The sequence below is a fragment of the Galbibacter sp. genome (assembly GCF_035306585.1).
In the GTDB taxonomy this organism is placed as follows: domain Bacteria; phylum Bacteroidota; class Bacteroidia; order Flavobacteriales; family Flavobacteriaceae; genus Galbibacter.
In genome coordinates this window covers 20,983-44,039 of record NZ_DATGNU010000002.1, presented here as the reverse complement: position 1 = coordinate 44,039, position 23,057 = coordinate 20,983, and the positions used below count along the sequence as shown (strand labels likewise).

At 37.4% G+C, this 23,057-nt stretch carries 21 protein-coding genes and 1 pseudogene; 15 read left to right on the top strand and 7 right to left on the bottom strand.

Annotated elements, in window-relative coordinates; genetic code table 11:
* Positions 1-405: pseudogene (locus VKY50_RS00285) on the bottom strand (aminodeoxychorismate synthase component I); the annotation flags it as partial.
* A 327-nt stretch (positions 406-732) separates the two neighbouring features.
* On the opposite strand from VKY50_RS00285, the gene VKY50_RS00280 reads away from it, so the two are divergent.
* The 12 genes from VKY50_RS00280 (at position 733) to argH (ending at position 12,773) form a co-directional block, all read left to right on the top strand.
* The gene (locus tag VKY50_RS00280) at positions 733-1,380 is read left to right on the top strand and encodes a GNAT family N-acetyltransferase (protein WP_324297652.1); all 648 of its coding nucleotides are present in this window, start codon (positions 733-735) and stop codon (positions 1,378-1,380) included.
* Positions 1,377-2,564, top strand: coding sequence for an argininosuccinate synthase (argG, locus tag VKY50_RS00275; protein ID WP_324297650.1), 1,188 nt, complete (start codon positions 1,377-1,379; stop codon positions 2,562-2,564). Before VKY50_RS00280 ends, argG begins: the two co-directional genes overlap by 4 nt.
* Complete coding sequence (gene argC, locus VKY50_RS00270) at positions 2,561-3,535, top strand: N-acetyl-gamma-glutamyl-phosphate reductase (protein ID WP_324297648.1); 975 nt, start codon at positions 2,561-2,563, stop codon at positions 3,533-3,535. Before argG ends, argC begins: the two co-directional genes overlap by 4 nt.
* A gap of 18 nt (positions 3,536-3,553) precedes the next feature.
* Positions 3,554-4,342, top strand: a complete 789-nt coding sequence (gene proC / locus VKY50_RS00265) for a pyrroline-5-carboxylate reductase (RefSeq protein WP_324297647.1) — start codon at positions 3,554-3,556, stop codon at positions 4,340-4,342.
* A 66-nt stretch (positions 4,343-4,408) separates the two neighbouring features.
* Positions 4,409-5,557 (top strand): aspartate aminotransferase family protein, encoded by a 1,149-nt coding sequence (locus tag VKY50_RS00260; protein WP_324297645.1) that lies wholly within the window; start codon positions 4,409-4,411, stop codon positions 5,555-5,557.
* Positions 5,550-6,746, top strand: coding sequence for a glutamate-5-semialdehyde dehydrogenase (locus tag VKY50_RS00255; protein WP_324297643.1), 1,197 nt, complete (start codon positions 5,550-5,552; stop codon positions 6,744-6,746). Before VKY50_RS00260 ends, VKY50_RS00255 begins: the two co-directional genes overlap by 8 nt.
* Before the next feature lie 83 nt (positions 6,747-6,829).
* The gene (gene proB, locus VKY50_RS00250; RefSeq protein ID WP_324297641.1) at positions 6,830-7,612 is read left to right on the top strand and encodes a glutamate 5-kinase; all 783 of its coding nucleotides are present in this window, start codon (positions 6,830-6,832) and stop codon (positions 7,610-7,612) included.
* 123 nt (positions 7,613-7,735) lie between these two features.
* Positions 7,736-8,521 carry a glutamate 5-kinase gene (proB, locus tag VKY50_RS00245; protein ID WP_324297639.1) on the top strand — a complete coding sequence of 262 codons (786 nt, stop codon included), beginning with the start codon at positions 7,736-7,738 and terminating at the stop codon, positions 8,519-8,521.
* A gap of 70 nt (positions 8,522-8,591) precedes the next feature.
* Positions 8,592-9,530 (top strand): N-acetylornithine carbamoyltransferase, encoded by a 939-nt coding sequence (locus VKY50_RS00240; protein WP_324297637.1) that lies wholly within the window; start codon positions 8,592-8,594, stop codon positions 9,528-9,530.
* A gap of 15 nt (positions 9,531-9,545) precedes the next feature.
* On the top strand, positions 9,546-10,331 hold the full coding sequence (gene argB / locus VKY50_RS00235; protein ID WP_324297635.1) for an acetylglutamate kinase: 786 nt from the start codon (positions 9,546-9,548) through the stop codon (positions 10,329-10,331).
* A gap of 6 nt (positions 10,332-10,337) precedes the next feature.
* A complete protein-coding gene (locus VKY50_RS00230) occupies positions 10,338-11,402 on the top strand; it encodes a M20 family metallo-hydrolase (RefSeq protein ID WP_324297634.1) in 1,065 nt (354 codons plus the stop codon).
* 90 nt (positions 11,403-11,492) lie between these two features.
* Positions 11,493-12,773, top strand: a complete 1,281-nt coding sequence (argH, locus tag VKY50_RS00225) for an argininosuccinate lyase (protein WP_324297632.1) — start codon at positions 11,493-11,495, stop codon at positions 12,771-12,773.
* A gap of 78 nt (positions 12,774-12,851) precedes the next feature.
* On the opposite strand, the gene VKY50_RS00220 is transcribed toward argH, so the two are convergent.
* Complete coding sequence (locus tag VKY50_RS00220) at positions 12,852-13,388, bottom strand: NADPH-dependent FMN reductase (RefSeq protein WP_324297630.1); 537 nt, start codon at positions 13,386-13,388, stop codon at positions 12,852-12,854.
* Between the two features lie 110 nt (positions 13,389-13,498).
* Between VKY50_RS00220 and VKY50_RS00215 the strand changes: the two genes are divergently transcribed.
* Positions 13,499-14,383, top strand: a complete 885-nt coding sequence (locus VKY50_RS00215; RefSeq protein ID WP_324297628.1) for an aldose 1-epimerase family protein — start codon at positions 13,499-13,501, stop codon at positions 14,381-14,383.
* 141 nt (positions 14,384-14,524) lie between these two features.
* Here VKY50_RS00215 and lpdA read toward each other — a convergent pair whose 3' ends face one another.
* A complete protein-coding gene (gene lpdA / locus VKY50_RS00210) occupies positions 14,525-15,928 on the bottom strand; it encodes a dihydrolipoyl dehydrogenase (RefSeq protein WP_324297626.1) in 1,404 nt (467 codons plus the stop codon).
* Positions 15,929-16,293: 365 nt separating this feature from the next.
* Between lpdA and VKY50_RS00205 the strand changes: the two genes are divergently transcribed.
* On the top strand, positions 16,294-17,718 hold the full coding sequence (locus VKY50_RS00205; RefSeq protein WP_324297624.1) for an L-serine ammonia-lyase: 1,425 nt from the start codon (positions 16,294-16,296) through the stop codon (positions 17,716-17,718).
* A gap of 18 nt (positions 17,719-17,736) precedes the next feature.
* On the opposite strand, the gene VKY50_RS00200 is transcribed toward VKY50_RS00205, so the two are convergent.
* The 4 genes from VKY50_RS00200 to VKY50_RS00185 are packed head-to-tail and all read right to left on the bottom strand — an operon-like array spanning position 17,737 to position 20,578.
* Positions 17,737-18,492, bottom strand: coding sequence for a LytR/AlgR family response regulator transcription factor (locus tag VKY50_RS00200; protein WP_324297622.1), 756 nt, complete (start codon positions 18,490-18,492; stop codon positions 17,737-17,739).
* Positions 18,493-18,544: 52 nt separating this feature from the next.
* Positions 18,545-18,856, bottom strand: coding sequence for a 2TM domain-containing protein (locus tag VKY50_RS00195; protein ID WP_324297620.1), 312 nt, complete (start codon positions 18,854-18,856; stop codon positions 18,545-18,547).
* 4 nt (positions 18,857-18,860) lie between these two features.
* Positions 18,861-20,405, bottom strand: coding sequence for a 2TM domain-containing protein (locus tag VKY50_RS00190; RefSeq protein WP_324297619.1), 1,545 nt, complete (start codon positions 20,403-20,405; stop codon positions 18,861-18,863).
* Entirely contained in the window at positions 20,402-20,578 is a 177-nt protein-coding gene (locus VKY50_RS00185) for a hypothetical protein (RefSeq protein WP_324297617.1), read from the bottom strand. The genes VKY50_RS00190 and VKY50_RS00185 overlap by 4 nt, the downstream gene beginning before the upstream one ends.
* Positions 20,579-20,732: 154 nt before the next feature.
* On the opposite strand from VKY50_RS00185, the gene recG reads away from it, so the two are divergent.
* Positions 20,733-22,835 (top strand): ATP-dependent DNA helicase RecG, encoded by a 2,103-nt coding sequence (gene recG / locus VKY50_RS00180; protein ID WP_324297615.1) that lies wholly within the window; start codon positions 20,733-20,735, stop codon positions 22,833-22,835.
* Positions 22,836-23,057 lie beyond the last annotated feature (222 nt).

Sequence of the window (23,057 nt, the reverse complement as noted above, 5' to 3'; positions counted from 1 at the left end):
TAGTTCATCATCCACCATTGCCAAGTAGTGAAGTTCAACGACAGCATCCTTTATTAAAAACAACTTTTTAGGTTGAAAAAAATAAAGGTCAGGCAAATTTAAACCGTCAAAATTTTCAGAACTTAAATCCTCAACAGCATTTTTTAGATCATAAGTCAGATAGCCAAATATCCAGTCTTTTATATTGCTTTGGTATTCTTTTAACTCTTTAAAAGCATGAGCATAATCGGTCTTGATGCTAGTTAATGCATCAGTTGCCAGAACTGCTTCATAGTTGCTGTTATTGTCTTTGTGATGATTGCTATCCAACCAGGTCACTTCTTCAAATTGATTCGACCAGCTTAGTAGCTGGGCTTTAAACAGCTCAACATTTAAAATATTGAATTGTTTAACAGTTCTACGCATATTGTGGTTAGGCTTTACATTAGTATGTTACAAATTTAACAAAGATTACACATTTTAATCTAATAATAATTCCTAATATTGCACTGTAGAATTAATACAATACGAATTTAATTGCACAATGCAAACAGAACAACAAAATTATAATACCATCCAAAGTGCGGCGTTAAGCAAAGCGTCGTTATTTGCTGTGGTGCCTGTTCGTCAAGTTCGCTTTCCTCGCCGTCGTCGCCCGTAAGGGTGCGATCATATTATTGGAGTCAGGTGTGTCCGACTCCCCTTCAAAGAAATCATTTTTATATTTTCATTAATTTTTAATCAGGTAATTGAATGCAAATACTAATTGCAAACGATAAGCATATTCATTATGCTAAGGAGATATGTGATACCATAGAAGAGTCTGCTAAACAAAGAGGGACTGGTATTGCAAAACGAACTCCTGAATACATTACCACCAAAATTCAGAATGGGAATGCGGTAATTGCCATTGAGGGCAAAAAGTTTGCCGGATTTTGCTATATAGAAACTTGGGGGCATGGGAAATTTGTGGCGAATTCTGGACTGATCGTCCATCCTGATTTTAGAGGCCAAGGTTTAGCCACTGAAATCAAAAAGAAGGTATTTCAACACAGTAGAGAAAAATTTCCGGAGGCTAAAATTTTCGGAATTACTACGGGGCTCGCAGTAATGAAAATTAATTATGATTTGGGTTATGAACCTGTGACTTTCTCTGAGCTTACAGATGACCCAAGTTTTTGGAATGGTTGTAAAACCTGTAGAAATTACGACATATTAATGCGTAATGAAGGGAAAATGTGCTTGTGCACAGGGATGTTGTACGATCCAGTTGAAAAGGAAAAAAACAACAAAGCACCAGGTAAACACAGTAAAGACTCAAAGGTTTTTAAACGGTTAAAAAGTATAAAAGAATCCTTACATCTACCAAAGGACAAACTAGAAAAAATATTTAAAAAATGAAAAAATTAGTATTAGCTTACAGTGGAGGATTAGATACTTCCTATTGCGCAAAATCACTCTCTGAACAAGGATATGAAGTACATGCGATTAGTGTGAACACTGGAGGTTTTTCTAAAGAAGAAATTGCAGAAATTAAACAAAAAGCCATTGCATTAGGGGCCAAGGAATACGTGTCCATTGATGCTGTAGATAATTTTTACGACAAGGTTGTTAAATACCTTATTTTCGGAAACGTTCTCAAAAACAACACCTACCCACTCTCGGTAAGTGCAGAGCGCATTGTCCAGGCCATTGAAATTGTAAATTACGCCAAGGAAAATGGCGCTAATTACATTGCTCACGGTAGTACAGGAGCTGGGAACGATCAAGTGCGGTTCGATATGATCTTCCAAATTCTAGCTCCAGAGATTGAAATTATTACGCCGATTAGAGATCAACAACTCTCTAGACAACAAGAGATTGATTATTTAAAAAGCAAAGGTATTCATATGTCTTGGGAAAAGGCTAAATACTCGGTCAATAAAGGACTCTGGGGTACAAGTGTCGGAGGTGATGAAACCCTTACCTCTCACCTACCACTACCAAATGAGGCCTATCCAAGCCAACTGACTAATATGGGAACACAACGGTTAACGCTCAGTTTTACCAAAGGTGAATTAACCGCCATAGATGGTAAATCTGACACTGCCGTTGCATTAATTGAAAAACTCAACGCCATAGCATCACAATTTGCCATTGGAAGAGATATCCATGTGGGAGATACTATTATTGGAATAAAAGGAAGAGTTGGTTTTGAAGCAGCTGCGCCACTTATTATAATCAAAGCGCACCACACCCTTGAAAAACACGTATTGACTAAATGGCAACAACAACACAAAGATTACCTTTCCAACTGGTACGGGATGTTATTGCACGAGGGAAATTACCTGGATGAAGTGATGAGAAATATTGAAACCTTCTTAACGGACACTCAAAAGAATGTAACTGGTGAGGTTTATGTAAGCCTTCACCCATATCGTTTCCAAATAGAAGGAATCAAATCATCGCATGATTTAATGAATGCTAAATTCGGTAGTTATGGTGAGATGAATAAAGGTTGGACAGCCGAACAGGCCAAAGGCTTTATTAAACTCAGTTCCAATGCCGTTAAAATCCATCAATCCGTAAACAACTCAGAAAAATGATCAAAGCAGGTATTATAGGAGGTTCAGGTTATACAGGAGGCGAATTAATTCGACTCTTGTTAAACCATCCAAAGGTTACAATTGATTTTGTTTATAGCACCACCAAGGTGGATCAACCTATTGCTCATACGCATGAAGATCTCCTTGGAAGTAGTGATCTTAAGTTTGTCGGGACGATAAATTCTAAAGTTGATGTGTTATTTTTATGTCTAGGCCACGGGAATTCTAAAAAATTCTTAGACTCCCATGAATTTTCTGCTAAAACCAAAATCATAGACCTTAGTAATGACTTCAGATTAACCCCTGACAAGACCTATGGTGGAAGAACCTTCGAATATGGACTTCCAGAACTGCAAAAGCAGACCATTAAAAACGCACAACATATTGCCAACCCTGGTTGTTTTGCAACAGCCATACAACTCGCTCTATTGCCTTTAGCAAAAGAAGGGCTTTTAAAAGAATCGATTCACATCAATGCTACAACAGGGAGTACTGGCGCTGGTGTAGTTCCATCTTCAACGACACATTTTAGTTGGAGAAATAATAATTTATCCTGGTACAAACCATTTACACACCAACATTTAGGAGAGATCAATCAAAGTATTATTAGTCTTCAAAGCAACCAACCAGACATCTTTTTATTACCTCAGCGTGGTGATTTTGCCAAAGGAATTTTTGTAACATCCTACATGAAATTTGAAAAAGGTTTGGAAGAAACTTGGAATTTATTCCAAGATTATTATGTTAAGGAACCGTTCACACATGTTTCGACCAAAGAAGTCCACTTAAAGCAAGTTATTAATACCAATCATTGTTTTATTCACCTTCACAAGCATAATGATGTATTGCTTATCACAAGTATCGTTGACAATTTGATCAAGGGTGCTTCTGGTCAGGCCATACAGAATATGAATTTGCTCTTTGGTTTTACAGAAAGTGACGGACTAAATTTAAAAGGAAGTTATTTCTAAAAACTAAAAACAAAACACATGAAAGTTACCGTCATTGGATCAGGAAATCTTGGAAAATCTATTATTGCTGGATTAGCCTCCAGTGCATTATTTGATCCAAAGAACATTTTAGTAGCAGACAAATCAAACGAAAATTTAGAATTTATTAAAAATTCTTCTGGAGTCTCCGTGACTCCAGATAACAACATTGCCATCAAAGATGCCAAATGGATTATCCTATGCATTCAGCCCAGAGTCCTAAAATTGGTTTTGGATGAGATCAAAGATCAACTCAATCCCGATCAAATATTAATCTCGACTGTTACAGGGGTATCCATTGAAGAGATAAATGAAACTGTTCCCAATAACAAAGTCATAAGAGCCATGCCTAATACGGCAGCCATCAAACAACAATCGATGTCTTTTATCACCTCTCTAGATAATGAACATCAGGATGTAGCATTTGTTGAGAAAATGTTTGGCACTATCGGAAAAACGATGATTATAGAAGAACATTTAATGCAAGCGGCGACAGTTTTAGGAGCTAGTAGCACCGCATTTTTCTTGCGCTTTCTAAGAGCGTTAACGCAAGGAGGCGTTCAAATGGGATTCCACCCGCATGAAGCTCAAGAGATTTCAGCACAGGTCGCCATAGGAGCTGCTGCACTTATTGAAGATGGAACACACGCCGAGGTCGAGGTTGATAACGTTACCACACCACAAGGTTGCACTATCGAAGGATTAAATGCTATGGAACACAATGGTCTAAGCTCTGCTGTAATTAAAGGTGTGATGGCAGCATACCAACGAATAAATAACATTAATTAGGGTATTTTGTTGGATTTCTATAGAATTCCGTTAAAATATCAAATTTATAATTTCTGTACACAATAAATGAAACTGTTCGATGTTTACCCATTATACGACGTTACTCCACAGCGAGCAAGCGATGTATTTGTTTACGATAATAACGGTGTAGAATATTTAGATCTCTACGGGGGTCACGCCGTGATTAGCATCGGTCATGCACATCCTACCTATGTAGGACACTTGACCAATCAGATCAATAAACTAGGTTTTTACTCCAATGCTGTTCAAAATCCACTTCAAGTGGAACTGGCGGAAAGGTTAGGAAGACTTTCTAATTGCGAAGATTACGATTTATTTCTTTGCAATTCAGGGGCAGAAGCCAACGAGAATGCACTTAAGTTAGCCTCATTTCATACTGGAAAATCACGGGTTATTGCTTTTAAAAATGCATTTCATGGAAGAACATCTGCAGCAGTTGCTGCAACCGATAATAGGGCTATCAACGCTCCTATTAATAACCAGCACAGCGTCACCACTTTCCTTCCTTTAAACCAACTTCACTCTTTAGATTATGAATTAGCGTTCGGTGACGTTTGTGCGGTTATAATAGAACCCATTCAAGGGGTTGGTGGATTAGACGAACCAACCACGGAATTTCTGCAAGAAGTTACTCGTTTGTGTAATAAACACAACGTTGTTCTTATTTTGGATGAAATTCAGTCCGGGTACGGAAGGAGTGGTAAGTTTTTTGCCTTCCAACACCACAACATCGAACCTGACATAATTACAGTTGCTAAAGGTATGGGGAATGGATTCCCTATGGGAGGTGTTTTAATTCATCCTAAATTTAAAGCTAAACACGGAATGCTCGGGACTACCTTTGGAGGTAATCATCTGGCATGTGCTGCTGGAATTGCTGTTCTAGAGGTTATGGAAAAGGAAAATCTTATAAATAATACAACAAAGGTTAGCGCTTATTTCATTGAAAAAGCAAAGAAAATCAATACTTTACAAAAAATTAAAGGACGAGGACTCATGCTTGGAATGGAGTTTGAACAACCTGTATCAGAAATAAGAAAAGAGCTTATTTACGAGAAACACATATTTACTGGCGGCTCGGCAAATAAGAACTTATTAAGAATTTTACCGCCGTTAACGATTAAAGAACATCATATTGATCAGTTTTTTACTGCTCTAGATGATGTTTTAAAAAATCAAAAACAAAATGAATAAAGTATTAACAATTACAGAACGAAACAATGTATTAACCACTATGGCCGAACTGATCCTAAAGGAAAAGGAGGCCATCATAAAAGAAAATCAGAAAGATTTAGATGCCTATAATGGTGGCGATTTAGCGATGGAGGATCGTTTGAAAGTTGACCAGGAGAAAATACAAGTGATGATCACCTCCCTCAACGAACTTGCAGAAAAAGAGGATCCTCTAGGAAAAGAACGTTTCCATTTTCAGCATGAGAACGGCATGCATGTTTATAACAAAACGGCACCTTTCGGAACTGTAATGATTATCTATGAATCGCGCCCTGATGTCACCGTAGAGGCGGCTGGAATTGCTTTTAAATCTGGAAATAAGATCGTCTTAAAAGGAGGGAAAGAATCCATTAATTCAAATCTGAAAATTGTTGAACTATGGGATCGCGCTTTAAAACAGCACGGCATCACAGAAAAGTGGGTAGAATATTTAAAATTTGACAGAAAACAAACCCAAGCGTTTTTAGAGAATCCAACACAACCTATTGATCTAATTGTCCCTCGTGGGGGCGAACGCTTAATTGAATTTGTTAAGAAAAATGCTAGGTGTCCAGTGATTGTCAGCGGAAGAGGAAACAATTTCCTCTACGTACATAAGGATGCTGATTTAGATCTAGCGTTAAAAGTTATTATCAATGCTAAAACAGCAAAGATCTCAGCGTGTAATGCTTTGGATAAGGTCTTAATTGACAAAAACCTGTCCAATTACAATGAATTTGTGCAAAGACTTTTAAATCGACTCGCAGCGTCTAAAGTAGCGGTACATGTAGATCAGCAGCTCAGCTCATTTGAAGACGTGAAAACCATCACCGATCAAGACATTTGGTATGAAGAATTTTTAGATTATAAAATTGTGATCGGCCTGGTAGACTCTGTAGAACAAGCCATTGCTAAAATAAACAAATATTCTGGAGGGCACTCTTCTTCCATCATAACCAAAGATCAACAAATTGCTGATCAGTTTATGACTGCAGTAGACACAGCAGCCGTTTACCACAATGCTTCAACTAGATTTACCGATGGCGGTCAATTAGGATTAGGAGGAGAACTGGCTATTAGCACAGATAAACTACATCAACGTGGTCCTATTGGATTAGAACATTTAGTAACCAACAAGTGGTACATCCACGGCGATGGACAGATACGATAACTATTGTAAAATAAATAAAATTTTTATAATTCCTATTTCGAATACTTCGAAATACATTTAGAGAAACACATAAACACAAAAAAATGAGTAAGCCAAAAAAGAAGAAGAAACGAATTCTATTAAAAATAGGTTCCAATACGCTTACAAAAGAATCAGATCAAATCTCAAGAGGTAAAATTGAAGATATTGGTCGACAAATCGCAACTTTACAAGATGATTATGAATTTGTAATTGTCAGTTCTGGGGCAAAAGTAGTGGCAAAACAATTTGTAAACTTGGAAAGCACTTACAGCGAAGAAATTAATGTAAAACAAGCCCTCACCTCTATCGGTCAGCCCCACCTTATTCGAATCTTTCAAGAGAACTTTAGGGAGTTAGGATTGTTGGCCTCACAATGCCTTCTCTCGTATTCCGATTTTGAAAAAGAAGAATCGAAGAAAAACATTGTGAACACCATTAATATTCTTGTCGATAATGGGTATATTCCTATTATCAATGAAAATGATACTGTAGCCACTGATGAGATTCAGTTTGGTGATAATGATAAACTCGCGGCCTTAACGGCAGCATTATTGGAGGTAGATCTTTTAATAATTGCCACCAATACCTTTGGGATCTATACAGCAAAATCCTTTAAAAATGGACATCCGGAGACCATAACAGAGGTGCAGAATTTTTCAGATCTCAAAAAGGAAGTTGTAGATAATGATAAATCCAGTCATGGTACTGGGGGGATGAGTTCAAAAGTAGTTGCTTTAGAAATTGCCAATAAGGCCAATATAGAAACCTGGATTGTGAATGGATTGAAAGATAATTTTATTATAAATTCGATCAACCAGAAAACCCCTTTTACTAAAATTGAATAAATGGTAAGACAATCTTAATAGGAGTATGAACGCCCAAAATGTCTTCCTAAGCAACGTAAAAAAGGTGATAAGTTGTACATTTTGGGCGTTTTTTAATCCTTATTATATCATCACAGAAATTAAATGAATGCAAAGACCAAAAAAAGAATGGTTCTTAAAATAGGGTCCAACACCCTAACCAAAGAGACCAACCATATTTCCCGAGGGAAAATTGAGGACATCGCCAACCAGGTTGCCTCGCTTAAAGATGAATACGAATTCATCATTGTGAGCTCAGGTGCTATTGCCGCTGCAAAACAATTTGTACAGCTCGAGGGTAATGGAAAAGATATAAATGTTAAACAAGCTTTAGCCTCTATTGGTCAATTGCATCTGATGCGTATTTACCAAGAGAACTTTAGAGAATTGGGGCTCTATGTATCCCAATGCCTGCTTTCCTACTCTGACTTTAATAGTGATTCTACAAGAGAGAATATTGTAAATACTATAAATATCCTGTGTGAAAATGATTACATACCCATTATCAATGAGAACGATACGGTAGCCACAGATGAAATACAATTTGGAGATAACGACAAGTTAGCAGCCATGACAGCAGTTCTACTTGGCGCGGATCTATTAGTTATAGCTACCAACACCAATGGAATTTATACGCGAAACTCTATTGAGGAAAATCAACCAAAAACAATTACCTCTGTAAGTAGTGTGGAAGAACTCCTAAAGGAGGTTGCCGATGGTAAATCAACCCATGGTACTGGTGGGATGCTTTCTAAAATTGAAGCCGTGAAAATTGCACACAGTGCAAATATTGAAACCTGGATCATCAATGGCTTGGAGGACGAATTTATTGTTAAAGCAGTGCAAGGATCCAGTGTTTTTACCAAAATAGACAAAACAGTAATATATTAATAAAAATCAACAAACCAAGGCTTAGCTATATTATAAGTTTAGAGGTGAGAAAACATAAATCGTTCAACCCATGAAACAATATTTAGATTTAGAAGACATCAAAGATTTAGATAACTTAATCCAAAAAGCTATAACGCTAAAAAACAATCCCTTTCACCACCAGGAACTCGGACGGAACAAAACCATAGGATTGTTGTTTTTTAACTCCAGTCTAAGAACCAGGTTAAGCACCCAAAAGGCAGCACAGAATCTTGGAATGAACGTGATGACTTTGGATCTTAAGACCGACAGTTGGCAATTGGAATTTGAGGAAGGAAGTATCATGGATACCACCAAAGCCGAACACATCAAAGAAGCTGCAGCGGTTATCTCGCAGTATGTGGATATTATTGCGCTAAGAGCATTCCCTACCCTAATCGATAAAGAACAAGATCAAAAGGAAACGATCCTGAAGAGTTTTCAAAAATATGCTAGTGTCCCAGTGGTTAATATGGAAAGTGCTACTGCACATCCACTACAAGCACTCACCGATGCCATTACAATCACAGAACACAGTATTGTTAAAAGACCAAAAGTGGTTTTAAGTTGGGCGCCCCATCCAAAGGCCTTACCTCATGCTGTGCCAAATTCATTTGCAAAGGTAATGCAGATGATGGATGTGGATTTTAGTATTACCCATCCTAAAGGTTATGAGCTCAACCCAGAGATCACCCAAAACACTCCTATTATTTACAACCAGGAAGAAGCTATAGAAAATGCCGATTTTATATATGCCAAAAATTGGAGCAGTTATACAGATTATGGTAAAATATTGTCAACGGACCAGCGATGGATGATTAATTTAGAAAAATTAAACAATGCCAAATTTATGCACTGTTTACCAGTGCGTCGAAATGTTATTGTAGATGATAGTGTATTAGATAGCGATCAATCGCTTGTGATACAACAAGCCAATAACCGAACCTATGCCGCTCAAGCTGTTCTAAAGGAACTTCTTGAGAATTTGTAATGTAATTGTAAAAAAATGAAAGTATCCGTAGTTAAGATAGGTGGCAATCTCATTGAGGATGATGCTGATTTAGAACAAGCATTGAACAATTTCGCACAGCTCGAAGGCCTGAAAATTTTGGTGCACGGAGGGGGAAAACTCGCCACACAATTGGCACAAAAAATGGGCATTAAAACTAAAATGATCCAAGGGCGAAGGGTTACCGATGCACAAACTCTAGAAATTATAACCATGGTTTATGGAGGATTGGTAGGTAAAACTATTGTTTCAAAACTACAAGCAAAACAGTGTAATGCAATAAGTCTCTCTGGAGCGGATTTAAATTGTATTCAATCCTTAAAGCGCCCCGTAAAAGAAAATGATTTTGGTTTTGTAGGAGATATCAGCAAAGTAAACGCACAAAGCTTCACCACACTGCTAAATGCTCAAATAACCCCAGTTTGCTGCGCAATCACCCATGATGGCAATGGACAATTACTCAATACCAATGCCGATACAATTGCCTCAGAGATTGCCATAGCACTCTCCAGTGAATATGAGGTAGCACTTTATTATTGTTTTGAGAAAAAAGGAGTTCTTAGAAATGTTCTCGACGAGAACTCCGTAATAACTGATATTGACCCCTCTTCCTATAAAAATTTGATCGCACAGGGAATCATTGCAGATGGAATGCTTCCAAAACTACACAATTGTTTTCATGCACTCGAGAATAAAGTACAACATGTCTATGTAGGAAGTATTGCAATGTTAGCAAACCAAGATGAAATAAAAACAACCCTACATTTAAACCAATACAACTAGCATATAATGACTATAGAATCACTAAAAGAAGAGGCCATTTCTCTTCTGAAATCACTTATAAGAACCCAATCCTTTTCTTCAGAAGAAGACAAAACCGCTCTTTTAATAATCGAGTGGTTCAAGCGTTATCAAATCCCTTATAAAAGACAGGGAAACAATATCTGGGCCTTTAACGAAGATTTTCAATCCGATAAACCACTCATGTTGCTGAATTCCCACCATGACACGGTAAAACCTAACAGCGCCTATACGAAGGATCCCTTTGATGCGCATATTGAGGATGGAAAACTCTATGGATTGGGAAGCAATGATGCTGGTGGCTGTTTAGTATCACTAATAGCTACATTCACCTACTTTTTTAAAAAGACCAATCTAAAATACAACCTGGTCCTTGTAGCTTCAGCCGAAGAGGAAAGTTCTGGACCAAATGGGCTTAAATCTCTTTTAAAGGATTTACCTCATATCGATGTCGCCATTGTAGGCGAACCCACACTGATGAATTTGGCAGTTGCCGAAAAGGGTTTAGTTGTTTTTGACGCTATTGTAAAAGGGACACCAAGTCATGCAGCACACCCAAATGATGATAATGCCATATATAAAACCATTGATGTCCTGCAGTGGTTTAAAGATTATAAATTTGAAAAAGTATCAGATGTGTTAGGGCCTGTCAAATTAACAGTCACTCAAATTGAGGCAGGAAATCAGCATAATGTTGTACCAGCCGATGTGAGAATGGTTATTGACGTTAGGGTGAATGATAAATATAGTAATCAAGAAATATACGACATTTTAAAGAGTGAAGCACCCTGTGAATTGACCCCCAGATCCCTCCAGTTAAACTCCTCTGCTATCCCCGAAGATCACCCATTAGTCCAAGCTGGACTCGCCCTGGGTAGAACAACTTACGGTTCACCTACCCTTTCCGATCAAGCCAATTTATATTGTCCTTCGTTGAAGTTAGGCCCTGGAGACTCCACTCGTTCGCATTCGGCCGATGAGTTTATCTACGTAGCTGAAATCCAGCAAGGGGTAGAATTATATATTCAGTTACTTACAAAGGTCTTGTTGTAGCTTGAGGCAATAAAAAATGATTTATCATAAGACGAATAAAAAAACAACTACTAATTTTACGGCATTAGAATTCAAAAAATTATTAAGGCTATGAAACTTTGGGATAAAGGCTTTTCTACAGATAAAAAGATAGATGTGTTTACTGTTGGTTCAGATAGAGAACTGGATCTGGTAATCGCCAAATATGATGTTTTAGCGTCCAAGGCACATGCCAAGATGCTAGCTAAAATCGGACTGATTTCTCAACAAGAAGCCGATTCATTGACCGCTGCTTTAGATACCATTGGAGAAGAAATACAAAAGGGTCATTTTACCATAGAGGATAGTTTCGAGGATGTACATTCAAAAATAGAGTTTTTGCTAACTGAAAAACTAGGTGATACGGGTAAACGAATTCATACTGCGCGATCCAGGAACGATCAAGTTTTAGTGGCTGTAAACCTCTATTTAAAAAATGAACTTGGACAAATTAGGCAAAGTACTAAAGAATTGTTTGATGATTTAATCACTTTGGCTGATACCTATAAAAATGTTTTATTACCTGGTTATACGCATCTGCAAATCGCCATGCCATCTTCTTTTGGACTGTGGTTCTCTGCATATGCGGAAAGCCTTATCGACGATATGTATTTTGTGGAAGCGGCTTATAAGACTGTGGATCAAAATCCATTAGGAAGTGCTGCGGGTTACGGGAGTTCTTTTCCAATTGATCGAGATTTCACCACTGCTGCGTTAGATTTTAAAGATCTTAAATACAATGTGGTTGCCGCACAAATGAGTCGTGGAAAATCCGAAAAAGCAACGGCATTTGCACTGAGCGCTGTAGCTGCAACGCTTTCCAAATTTGCCATGGATATCTGTCTTTATATGAGTCAGAACTTTGAATTCATTACCTTCCCTAATGAGCTTACCACTGGATCGAGCATCATGCCTCACAAAAAAAATCCAGATGTATTTGAACTCATCCGTGGGAAATGCAATAAAATTCAAGCGGTTCCTAATCAATTGGCCATGCTAACCACTAACCTACCAAGTGGTTATCACAGGGATCTACAACTGACTAAAGAAATAATTGTCCCAGCTATTCAGGAGCTTAAATCTTGTTTGGAAATGATGCGTTTTTCAATTACGAACGTTATTGTCAATGAGCATATATTAGCCGATAAAAAGTACGACTACCTCTTCAGTGTTGATACTTTAAATGATCTAGTTTTAAAAGGGATACCCTTTAGAGACGCCTATAAGCAAATGGGTCAGGATATTGAAAAGGGCACCTATGAGCCAAAGAAGGATATTAAACACACCCATAAAGGGAGCTTGGGAAATTTATGCCTTGATCAGATCAAAGCTAAAATGGATCAAATCCTTTAATACCTTATATTACAAAGAAACAAGGTACTATATAAGTTCTGTGTACCTTGTTTTTTTATTATTATTTGCGTTGGGTACCTAAACCCTATTTAAGAAATCATTTAAAACCTTCTGATGTTGTTCCTTTAGCTCCTCATTTGTGATCAACCCTTTTTTGATAGAGAAGTTTTCTTTAAAATTCGGTAAGGAGAATTTATCCGCTACAAGGGCACCAAAACGAGGAAGTAATTTTTCTGTCACCTCAATAGAGCCCTTTGCTCCTCTTGCTCCATTAGAAGTTCCTAAAAGAAAAATTGGTTTATTATTTAAAAAATTCCGGTCAACCCTAGACAACCAATCAATTAGGTTTTTAAAGTATGCAGAAGGGTTGCCATTGTGTTCATTTACACTAATAATGAGACCATCTGCTTCAAGGATATCATCCTTTAGTGCCACCAAGGACGCTTTATACCCCTTTTCCTTTTCCAAATCTTCACTAAATAGTGGAAATTCCATTTTAGCCATATTTAATAATTGAATATCATAATCATCAATTAAAGAGACCGTATATTTAACTAATTCGTAGTTTATTGAAGCACTTGAATTACTTCCTGCAAAAGCAATGAGTCTTTTCATGAATTATAAGCTAATTAAATTCGTTATTATTGTTAAATATAATTAACTTTTTTCAAATTAATTCTTCAAAGATTTACTTTTACAGTCAAATTTTCTATAGCTACTTTTCCATGTCAAAATCAAATAAATATACCATACAAAACGAGCATTTAGAAATAGTTATTCAGGGTACTGGAGCTGAAATTTCCAGTATAAAAGACAACGATGGTCTTGAATATATCTGGCAAGCTGAACCGAAGATTTGGGGAAGTCATGCTCCTGTACTGTTTCCCATTATCGGTGCTTTAAAAAATGGCACATACACCTATAAAGGGCACCAGTACAGTATTTCTAAACATGGATTCATCCGAAATAATAACAACCTGCAGGTTGTTACACATTCAAAGCACATTTTACAACTTCAGTATGCCTATAATGATGAAACTCTTAAAAACTACCCATTTAAATTTGAGTTTACCATTAGCTTTGTCTTAAGGGGTAAAAGTTTAGAGGTTCTTCATCAAGTAAAAAATCACGACGACAAGGAGATGTTATTTTCTTTAGGGGGGCATCCAGCGTTCAAATGTCCATTAAAAGCTACGGAAAATTACCATGATTACGTTTTAAAATTTGAACACAAAGAAAATAGCAAACGACATTTAATCGATAAAAATGGTTTACAAAACGGGCAATCCCAGCCATTTTTAAATAATGAGGATACCATCGAGTTACAACATTCAATATTTAAAGATGATGCGCTAATTTTCAAAGATTTAAAATCTCGACGGATTAGTTTGGCTCATAAGACTAAAGGAGATGTATTAAGGGTATCCTTCGAAGATTTTGATTACTTGGGACTTTGGGCTAAAACGGACGGTAACTTTGTATGTATTGAACCCTGGCTTGGCATTACCGATCATGTGGATACCAATGGTGATTTTGAAAATAAAGAAGGGATATTAACCCTTGGGCCAGGCAAAACCTTCAAGGCGTCTTTTACTATTGATATATTTTAAAAGGTGACTTTAAATAGCACCAAAATAAAATAAAAAAGGGGCTGATTTTAAAAAAACCAACCCCTCTATTTAATTATACTCTAGCACTAAGTATTTAATTAATGTAGTTAAAGTCTATAGATAAACCCATAAAAACATCCCTTACACATGTAAAGCTCTATCTTCCGTAGCTGCTAGCGCTGCTTCTTTAACAGCCTCTGCATAAGTTGGATGCGCATGACTCATTCTAGCGATATCTTCCGCACTGGCTCTGTATTCCATAGCCGTTACTGCTTCCGCAATTAGATCAGCTGTTCTGGCGCCAATCATATGGATTCCAAGAACCTCATCAGTTTTCTCATCAGCGAGAATTTTAACAAAACCATCTATATCCATGCTAGCACGAGCTCTACCTAAGGCTCTCATTGGAAATTGTCCAATTTTATACCCCACTCCTTCTTCCTTTAATTGCTCTTCCGTTTTTCCAACTGCAGCAACTTCTGGCCATGTGTAAACCACTCCGGGAATAAGATTATAATTAATATGTGGCCTCTGACCAGCTAAAGTTTCAGCGACAAACACCCCTTCTTCTTCAGCTTTATGCGCGAGCATTGCTCCTTTAACAACATCGCCAATTGCATAAATATTAGAGACATTAGTTTGCAGGTGTTCATTTACCTCAACCTGTCCTCTATCATTTACCTTTACCCCTGCTTTATCCAAGTGAAGTCCTTCTGTATAAGGTCTTCTTCCGACAGATACCAAACAGTAATCCCCATCAAAGCTAACTTCTTTTCCTTTTTTATCATCTGCTTTGACAATAACCTTATCGCCATCACGAGTAACTTCTTTTACTTTATGTGAGGTATAGAATTTCATCCCACCTTTTTTCAAAGAACGTTGTAGCTCTTTAGATAGACCACCGTCCATAGTTGGGATGATACGATCCATATATTCAATTACACTTACCTGAGCCCCAAGTCGGCTGTACACCTGTCCTAATTCTAATCCGATAACTCCGCCACCAATAATGACAAGATGTTTTGGAATTTCTTTTAAAGACAACGCTTCTGTAGAGGTAATGATACGTTCTTTATCTAGGGTAATAAATGGTAAGGTAGATGGCTTAGATCCCGTAGCAATAAGACTGTATTTAGCTTCTATTTCTTGCCTTTGACCATCTTTATCTATGCTGATATGTGTTGCATCTTTAAAGCTACCTATTCCATGGTAAACGTCAATTTTATTCTTATCCATCAAAAATTCAATCCCTTTGGTGGTTTGATCTACCACACCTTGTTTACGAGAAATCATTTTTTCGATATTAACTTTTACTTCTCCAGGGATTTCAATACCATGAGCATCAAAATTTTTTATAGCCTCCTCGTAATGGTGAGAAGAATCTAAAAGAGCCTTTGAAGGAATACAACCAACATTTAAACAGGTTCCTCCTAGAGTATCGTACTTTTCAATAATAGCTGTTTTCATTCCGAGTTGAGCACAGCGTATTGCAGCTACATAGCCACCAGGTCCAGAGCCGATTACGGCTACGTCATATGAATTCATAAAAGTTAATTTTCTATAATTAATCTAGTTGAATAACAAAAGTACAAATGTTTTGCCCAACTAAGGCTATGAAATAATTGAAAAATATCGCTTTTAAGAAGCCTTTAGAATAGGGGTAGCGAATTCCAAAAATCTTCAAAAATTAGCACCAAAATTTCAACATTTTTTCAAAACCAATTTAAGCTCTTTTAAAATTATGGAGAAAATTACAGAAATTAGCCACGCTGCGGGTAATTACAAATAACCCTAAATGTTCTTAAACTACTAAAAACACTGGGAACCTCCATACAAAAATATTTTAGACCTATTCACTTTTCCCTTGTAGAAGTAAATGTATCTTTGTGGCTACTTTAACGTTTTCGTCTATGGAGTGTATCAGTGTTTTTGACATGCTAAAAATTGGCGTTGGCCCATCGAGCTCACATACCTTAGGCCCTTGGCGAGCAGCTCAGCGGTGGATTGAAGAACTAAAGGATGACCAATTGTTTTACAAGGTGGAAGGCATCCAGGTTCACATGTATGGTTCCTTATCGCTCACAGGTAAAGGGCATGCCACTGATTTGGCCATTTTACTCGGGCTTTCAGGAACAGATCCAGAGTATGTACCTATTGAAAATATAAATCCTATTGTTAATCAAATAAAAAATTCATTAGTACTGAACTTTAATAACGAGAGAAAAGTTCCATTTAACCCTGAAAAAGACCTAGTTTTTCACAGGAACTTCCTTCCTTTCCATGCCAATGGTATGCGTTTTTCGGCTACCCTGGATGATGGCACCACTTATGAACAAACATACTATTCCATAGGTGGGGGATTTGTTGTCAAAGAAGAACTCTATCACCCAAAAGACAACCTGGATATTATTAAGCAGTTTCCATTTTCAATCCAAAAAGGAACTGAATTACTTCACTTCTGCCAAAATGAACAGAAGTCCATTTCAGAAATTGTCCTAGAAAACGAACTTTCGCTTCGTAGTGCTGAACAAATCGACATCGAGTTAAAACGCATCTGGGATACCATGCTAGAGTGCATGTATATCGGTTGTCACACCGAAGGCAATTTACCTGGAGGACTTAATGTAAGAAGACGTGCCTATGATATCCATCAGCGACTCAAAGGAGACCTGAAATACAATTCCCCAGAGCAGTGGGTTGAGGTGATTCGTAAAACGGAGGTCAAGTTTAGACAAATTTTAAAATGGGTAAGCTGTTTTGCTATTGCAGTAAATGAGGTGAATGCTTCTTTAGGAAGAGTAGTTACCGCACCGACCAATGGAAGCGCTGGTGTTATTCCTTCGGTGTTAATGTACTATTTAGTGATCGAAAATCATCAAGCTGGTTTTGAAGAAATTAAAAAATTCTTATTAGTGGCGGGAGAAATTGGGAGCATCTTCAAAAAAGGAGCTACTATCTCCGCAGCAATGGGCGGCTGCCAAGCAGAAATAGGAGTTTCCTCAGCAATGGCTGCAGGTGCTTTAACAGAACTTCTTGGAGGTACCCCAGATCAGGTATTGATCGCTGCAGAAATCGCGATGGAACACCACTTAGGACTCACCTGTGATCCGATAGGAGGTCTGGTCCAAATTCCTTGTATTGAGCGCAACTCAATGGGAGCCATAAAGGCAATCAATGCTGCAGAACTAGCCTTGGATACCGATCCAAAGAACGTGAAAGTGCCTTTGGATGTGGTAGTTAACACCATGTGGGAAACAGCTAAAGATATGAACTCTAAATACAAAGAAACCTCAGAGGGAGGATTGGCTGTGGGAGTCCATCTCAGTGACTGTTAGACATAAGAGCACCTTAATTTAGCCCAACCAATCCTTAAAGTCCTTTACTCTTTGACGGCTAACGATGACCTGATTATCTTCTAAATGATTCATCTTTAGTCGTAGGCGATTATTGGTGTAATTAAGTATTTCGCCAATTTGATTTATGTTTATAATATAACTTCTACTAATTCGAAAAAACAAGTCAGGTTGTAGGTCCTCATAGATCGCATCCATGCTACTATCCAATAGGTAGCTTCGATTCTCTAAGGTGTGAAGGTAGGTCCCTTTGTCCCGACTAAAAAAGCATACAATTTCATCCATAGCGATGAGCTTGATGCGTTGTCCAACACTTACACTAAAACGTTTTTTATACCCGCGGTCAAGAGGATTGACCAGCAATTTTTTCACCTCTTCAAAGTTTAGAGAAACCTGGCCGTTAACCGGTTTAAAATGGCGGTACTTTACAATAGCTTTCTCTAGTTCTTCTTCATCAATGGGCTTAAGCAAATAATCAATACTGTTGAGTTTAAAGGCCTTTAATGCATACTCATCATAGGCAGTGGTAATGATAATTACGCTATGAATCTGAACCGTTTCAAAGATTTCAAAAGACAAACCGTCGGAGAGCTGGATATCTAAGAAAATTAAATCTGGATGTTGGTTATTACTAAACCATTCCACTGACTCCTTCACACTATGCAGCAATTGATCCACCGCTACCCCTAGTTTATGTAACATTCGGCCTAATCTACGTGCTGATGCAGCCTCATCCTCTATGACTACTACTTTCATAAAAATATTTCCTTTAGTTGGTGCTAATTAATACTCGCCTTTAAGAACACCCTTATTCCCATTTGTGTTGCGCCTCCTTGTTGTAGGTTTCACCACCTTTTTCCATAATTTCCTTAATTTTACGTTCTTCCCAGTCTTTTGATAAAATTAAATTAAATCCAAAGACTTTTAAGCCATGAATTGCAATGGCAATTCCCCACCATACAGTCACCCATAAAAACCAAGGATAGGATAATCCATTGGTCATATAATTGCATAGTATTAAAAACAAGTTCACGATAATAAAAATAGTCAATGAGGAATAAAACTTTTTTAATTCTTTAACACGTTCTTTGGCCTTGATATATTTTTGATCTAATTCCATAATGTTACTTGTTTTTATTGTCTTTATTCATAATTTCTTTCATTTTTTTCTCCTCCCAATCTTTACCTAAAAAGGGATGATAATTATAAGCCTCCATACCGTGGATCGCAAGTCCAATTCCCCAACCAATGATTGGGAAAATGACCCACGAAAATTCTGGACTTGTAATGTGATTGATCCATGCAAGAAAAGGAATCACAAGAACATAGGCGGTAAGATTGGTATAAAATTCTTTTAATTTTTTGTATTTAATGCTGTCTGTTTCTTTGCTAATAAAAGGATGATAATTGAATACTTCTAAACCGTGCAAAACGATTCCTATGCCCCATCCTACTACTGGAAAAACAATCCATGGGAAACCCGAATATGTAATGAAATACACCCAGATTAAAAATGGGATCACAAAGATGTAAGCGGTAAGGTTTCCATAGAATCCTTTCAATTCCTCTACCTTTTTTTTAGCCAACGCATAACGCTTCTCATCGATATAAACCTCCTGAATTTGTTCCATTTTAACACGTTTGGTTAAAAGTGGTAATTTAACACTGAATTCACAGTCTGATTTTCCAACCTCTACCTCTCGTGCTGTAAGCAATGCATAACGTTGTTTAATATTTACCAACCCCACACCGATACTGTGCTTAATGACCGCCTTGGGTTTGTAATTATTGGATACGATTAAATAATTATCTTTTTGATAAATTTTTATGACAAGTGGTGAATCTTGTGTAATTTGATTGTGTTTAATGGCATTTTCAAGAAGCAACTGCAAAGAACATGGAACCACCTTTGCTTGGAAATTAATATTCTGGGCCACTTCAAAAACAATGCTGTTTTCAAATCGCATTCGAACTAGTGTCATATAAGCTTTAGCAAAGTTCAGCTCTTCCTCCACGGTGACCAGTTCTTTGGATTTCTGTTCTAGAACATAACGATACACCTTAGAGAGCAAGGTGGTGAACTTTTGGGCTGCTTCCGTATTTTCTTCAATTAAACTATTGAGAACGTTTAAGCTATTAAATAAAAAATGTGGATCCAATTGACTCTTTAGGGCATCAAATTGAGCAGTAGCAGCCCCAGCTATAAATTTCTGCTGTTTAAACTTCGATTCTTGCCTTGATCGATATAGATGAAATCCACTAAATGCAACCCCAACTATAAAACTAACCGCCAATGGTATGAGGTAGTCTTCTAACTTATCATGAATCAAAAACTCTTCTATGGTGGCCCCATTTACTACGAACTGAACACCAAAATTTAAAACCACCAAACAAATATAACTGAGTAACACTGCTCCAATTGAGGTTATAAGAAACAGTGAATTGGCATTTATTTTAAATTTATGGTGTCTTCGAATCCACCTAAAAAAGCTCGCATTAGCTATAAAAAGAACCATCGTGTACACTAGGGTAAGAATCAATCGAGACCATAAAGCCTTATCAAGAGAAACCTGGCCTTGGTTGCTATAGTAAATGATCGTAATAATCACAAAAACAACGATTCCTACTAAAATGCCTCTAACGGTATCTTTTATTACATTAAGCATCATCCCAACAACGAATTTTGATTTATAAAAGTAGTAAAACTTTGGCACACACTTTCTTGTTGAACCATGGTCATTGATCCATCCAAGTTACGCTGATTCAACTCAATACCCAAAGGGTTTAAGGTTAGAATTCCTGTGATCAGGTAATACACCAAATAATAAATTAACTGCATCATTTTTTGATTGATTTATGATTTGATCCAAAATTGTGACATTATCAGGTTTTCTTAAAATTTAAATGACTGAATTGTAGAATTTGAAGGATGAATTGTTAATTATTAGTTTTAAGAGGACTTTTAAACTTTCCAGCGAACCATTATCTTCGTAATCATGAATCTGGAAATACTACAAACACCTATCGAATATTTAAAGGGAGTGGGGCCTTTACGTGCAGCTATTTTGCGCAAAGAATTAGGTGTTCATACGTATCAAGATCTCATACAACTCTTTCCGAATCGTTATATTGATAAGACTCGTTATTACAAGGTTAATGAATTGCAACAAAACATGGCGGATGTCCAATTAATAGGCTATATCACCCACTTCCGTACCGTAGAGCAAAAAAAAGGCAAACGACTCGTAGCTACTTTTCGAGATGACACAGGAACGATGGAGCTAGTTTGGTTTAGGGGACAAAAATGGATCGCTGAAAATACCAAACGCGACCAGCCCTACGTGATTTTTGGAAAGGTAAATTGGTATAACGGATTCTCCATGGCACACCCGGAGATGGAGCTATTCTCACAGCATGAGAAAAGCATGCGTTCGGCTATGCAAGCGATTTATCCCTCCACCGAAAAACTTTCTCAAAAAGGGATCAGTAATCGCGTGATCATAAAGTTAATGGAACAGCTATTTATAGCCACCAAAGGTCGCTTTTTGGAGACCATACCTGAGGGTATAACGCAAGAGCTTAAATTGCTCTCCAAAAGCAAAGCCATGTTTAATATTCACTTTCCTCAAAGTCAAAGCCTTCTCTCTAGAGCGCAATTCCGATTAAAATTTGAAGAGTTGTTTTATATACAACTTCAACTGCTCTCCAAAAACATCAGTCGTAAAACTAAGATAAAGGGCTATGTATTTGAGAAGGTCGGTCATCATTTTAAATCCTTCTACGACAATTACCTCCCCTTTGAACTCACCACTGCTCAAAAACGTGTGGTTAAAGAGATTAGAAATGACTTGGGAAATGGTGCACAAATGAATAGGCTTTTGCAAGGAGATGTAGGATCTGGAAAAACCATTGTTGCGTTAATGAGTATGCTCCTTGCAATTGACAACGGATTTCAAGCAACCTTGGTTGCCCCCACTGAGATCTTAGCTATTCAACATTATAATGGCATTGTAGAATTAGTAAAGGACATGGATATTGTAGTAAGTTTACTTACAGGATCTACAAAATCAGCAGCTCGAAAAGAAATACATCAACAACTCCAAAGCGGAGCGCTACATATCCTTATTGGAACACATGCTGTCTTGGAGGATAAGGTACATTTCAAAAACTTGGGCCTTGCCATTGTGGATGAACAACACCGTTTTGGTGTAGCTCAGCGGGCTAAACTATGGCGTAAAAATCATACTCCTCCCCATATTTTAGTAATGACAGCAACGCCAATTCCACGTACCTTAGCCATGAGTTTATATGGCGATCTTGACATCTCTGTTATTGATGAGCTTCCACCAGGTAGAAAACCTATTAGTACAGTGCATCGGTACGACAGCAACCGACTCAAAGTATTTCGGTTTATAAAAGATGAAATACAAAAAGGTCGACAAATCTACATTGTGTATCCCTTAATTCAGGAATCGGAGAAATTGGACTACAAAGATCTCATGGATGGGTATGAGAGTATAGTAAGGGAATTTCCAGCTCCTGAATTCCAGATATCGATTGTCCATGGACAGATGAAGCCTGCGGATAAAGATTATGAAATGGATCGCTTCATCAAAGGAGAAACCCAGATTATGGTTGCCACTACTGTGATTGAAGTTGGGGTAAATGTACCCAATGCCTCGGTGATGATAATTGAAAGTGCCGAGCGTTTTGGGCTCTCCCAACTGCATCAATTAAGAGGACGCGTTGGTCGTGGTGCAGAACAAAGCTACTGTATCTTAATGACAGGCCACAAACTCTCCTCAGACTCCAAAACACGACTGCAAACCATGGTTTCCACCAATGATGGATTTGAAATTGCAGAAGTAGATTTAAAACTCAGAGGTCCTGGCGATCTGATGGGAACCCAGCAAAGCGGCGTTCTTAATTTAAAAATAGCGGACATTGTAAAGGATAATGAGATTCTAAAAAAAGCCAGGCTTTACGCGAGTGTTATTTTAAAAAAGGATCCTAAATTAGCCATGTCAGAACACCGAGTGATTCGTCACAACTACTTTCTTCTAAATAAGGATAAAAAAATATGGAATTACATCAGTTAACCTTTCTATGAGTTACGTATTGTCAGTATTATTTTACTTTTTAACTGTCTTATTTTCATCCCATACAATTTATACGCGCGCCTGCTGAATTTATAGTCTTCCTTTACCATGCTTTAAAATTGCCACAAAATATGTTGCATTTGCCATGTTATTCTACATAGTAATATTTCCTATTTTCCATTGTGGATTACTATATTTGCACTTGAATTCAAATTATTAAGC

Excerpts from the sequence above, each read along its gene's own strand:
- VKY50_RS00280 (WP_324297652.1), top strand. The coding sequence starts at position 733 with ATGCAAATACTAATTGCAAACGATAAGCATATTCATTATGCTAAGGAG.
- argG (WP_324297650.1), top strand. The coding sequence starts at position 1,377 with ATGAAAAAATTAGTATTAGCTTACAGTGGAGGATTAGATACTTCCTAT.
- argC (WP_324297648.1), top strand. The coding sequence starts at position 2,561 with ATGATCAAAGCAGGTATTATAGGAGGTTCAGGTTATACAGGAGGCGAA.
- proC (WP_324297647.1), top strand. The coding sequence starts at position 3,554 with ATGAAAGTTACCGTCATTGGATCAGGAAATCTTGGAAAATCTATTATT.
- VKY50_RS00260 (WP_324297645.1), top strand. The coding sequence starts at position 4,409 with ATGAAACTGTTCGATGTTTACCCATTATACGACGTTACTCCACAGCGA.
- VKY50_RS00255 (WP_324297643.1), top strand. The coding sequence starts at position 5,550 with ATGAATAAAGTATTAACAATTACAGAACGAAACAATGTATTAACCACT.
- proB (WP_324297641.1), top strand. The coding sequence starts at position 6,830 with ATGAGTAAGCCAAAAAAGAAGAAGAAACGAATTCTATTAAAAATAGGT.
- proB (WP_324297639.1), top strand. The coding sequence starts at position 7,736 with ATGAATGCAAAGACCAAAAAAAGAATGGTTCTTAAAATAGGGTCCAAC.
- VKY50_RS00240 (WP_324297637.1), top strand. The coding sequence starts at position 8,592 with ATGAAACAATATTTAGATTTAGAAGACATCAAAGATTTAGATAACTTA.
- argB (WP_324297635.1), top strand. The coding sequence starts at position 9,546 with ATGAAAGTATCCGTAGTTAAGATAGGTGGCAATCTCATTGAGGATGAT.
- VKY50_RS00230 (WP_324297634.1), top strand. The coding sequence starts at position 10,338 with ATGACTATAGAATCACTAAAAGAAGAGGCCATTTCTCTTCTGAAATCA.
- argH (WP_324297632.1), top strand. The coding sequence starts at position 11,493 with ATGAAACTTTGGGATAAAGGCTTTTCTACAGATAAAAAGATAGATGTG.
- VKY50_RS00220 (WP_324297630.1), bottom strand. The coding sequence starts at position 13,388 with ATGAAAAGACTCATTGCTTTTGCAGGAAGTAATTCAAGTGCTTCAATA.
- VKY50_RS00215 (WP_324297628.1), top strand. The coding sequence starts at position 13,499 with ATGTCAAAATCAAATAAATATACCATACAAAACGAGCATTTAGAAATA.
- lpdA (WP_324297626.1), bottom strand. The coding sequence starts at position 15,928 with ATGAATTCATATGACGTAGCCGTAATCGGCTCTGGACCTGGTGGCTAT.
- VKY50_RS00205 (WP_324297624.1), top strand. The coding sequence starts at position 16,294 with ATGGAGTGTATCAGTGTTTTTGACATGCTAAAAATTGGCGTTGGCCCA.
- VKY50_RS00200 (WP_324297622.1), bottom strand. The coding sequence starts at position 18,492 with ATGAAAGTAGTAGTCATAGAGGATGAGGCTGCATCAGCACGTAGATTA.
- VKY50_RS00195 (WP_324297620.1), bottom strand. The coding sequence starts at position 18,856 with ATGGAATTAGATCAAAAATATATCAAGGCCAAAGAACGTGTTAAAGAA.
- VKY50_RS00190 (WP_324297619.1), bottom strand. The coding sequence starts at position 20,405 with ATGATGCTTAATGTAATAAAAGATACCGTTAGAGGCATTTTAGTAGGA.
- VKY50_RS00185 (WP_324297617.1), bottom strand. The coding sequence starts at position 20,578 with ATGATGCAGTTAATTTATTATTTGGTGTATTACCTGATCACAGGAATT.
- recG (WP_324297615.1), top strand. The coding sequence starts at position 20,733 with ATGAATCTGGAAATACTACAAACACCTATCGAATATTTAAAGGGAGTG.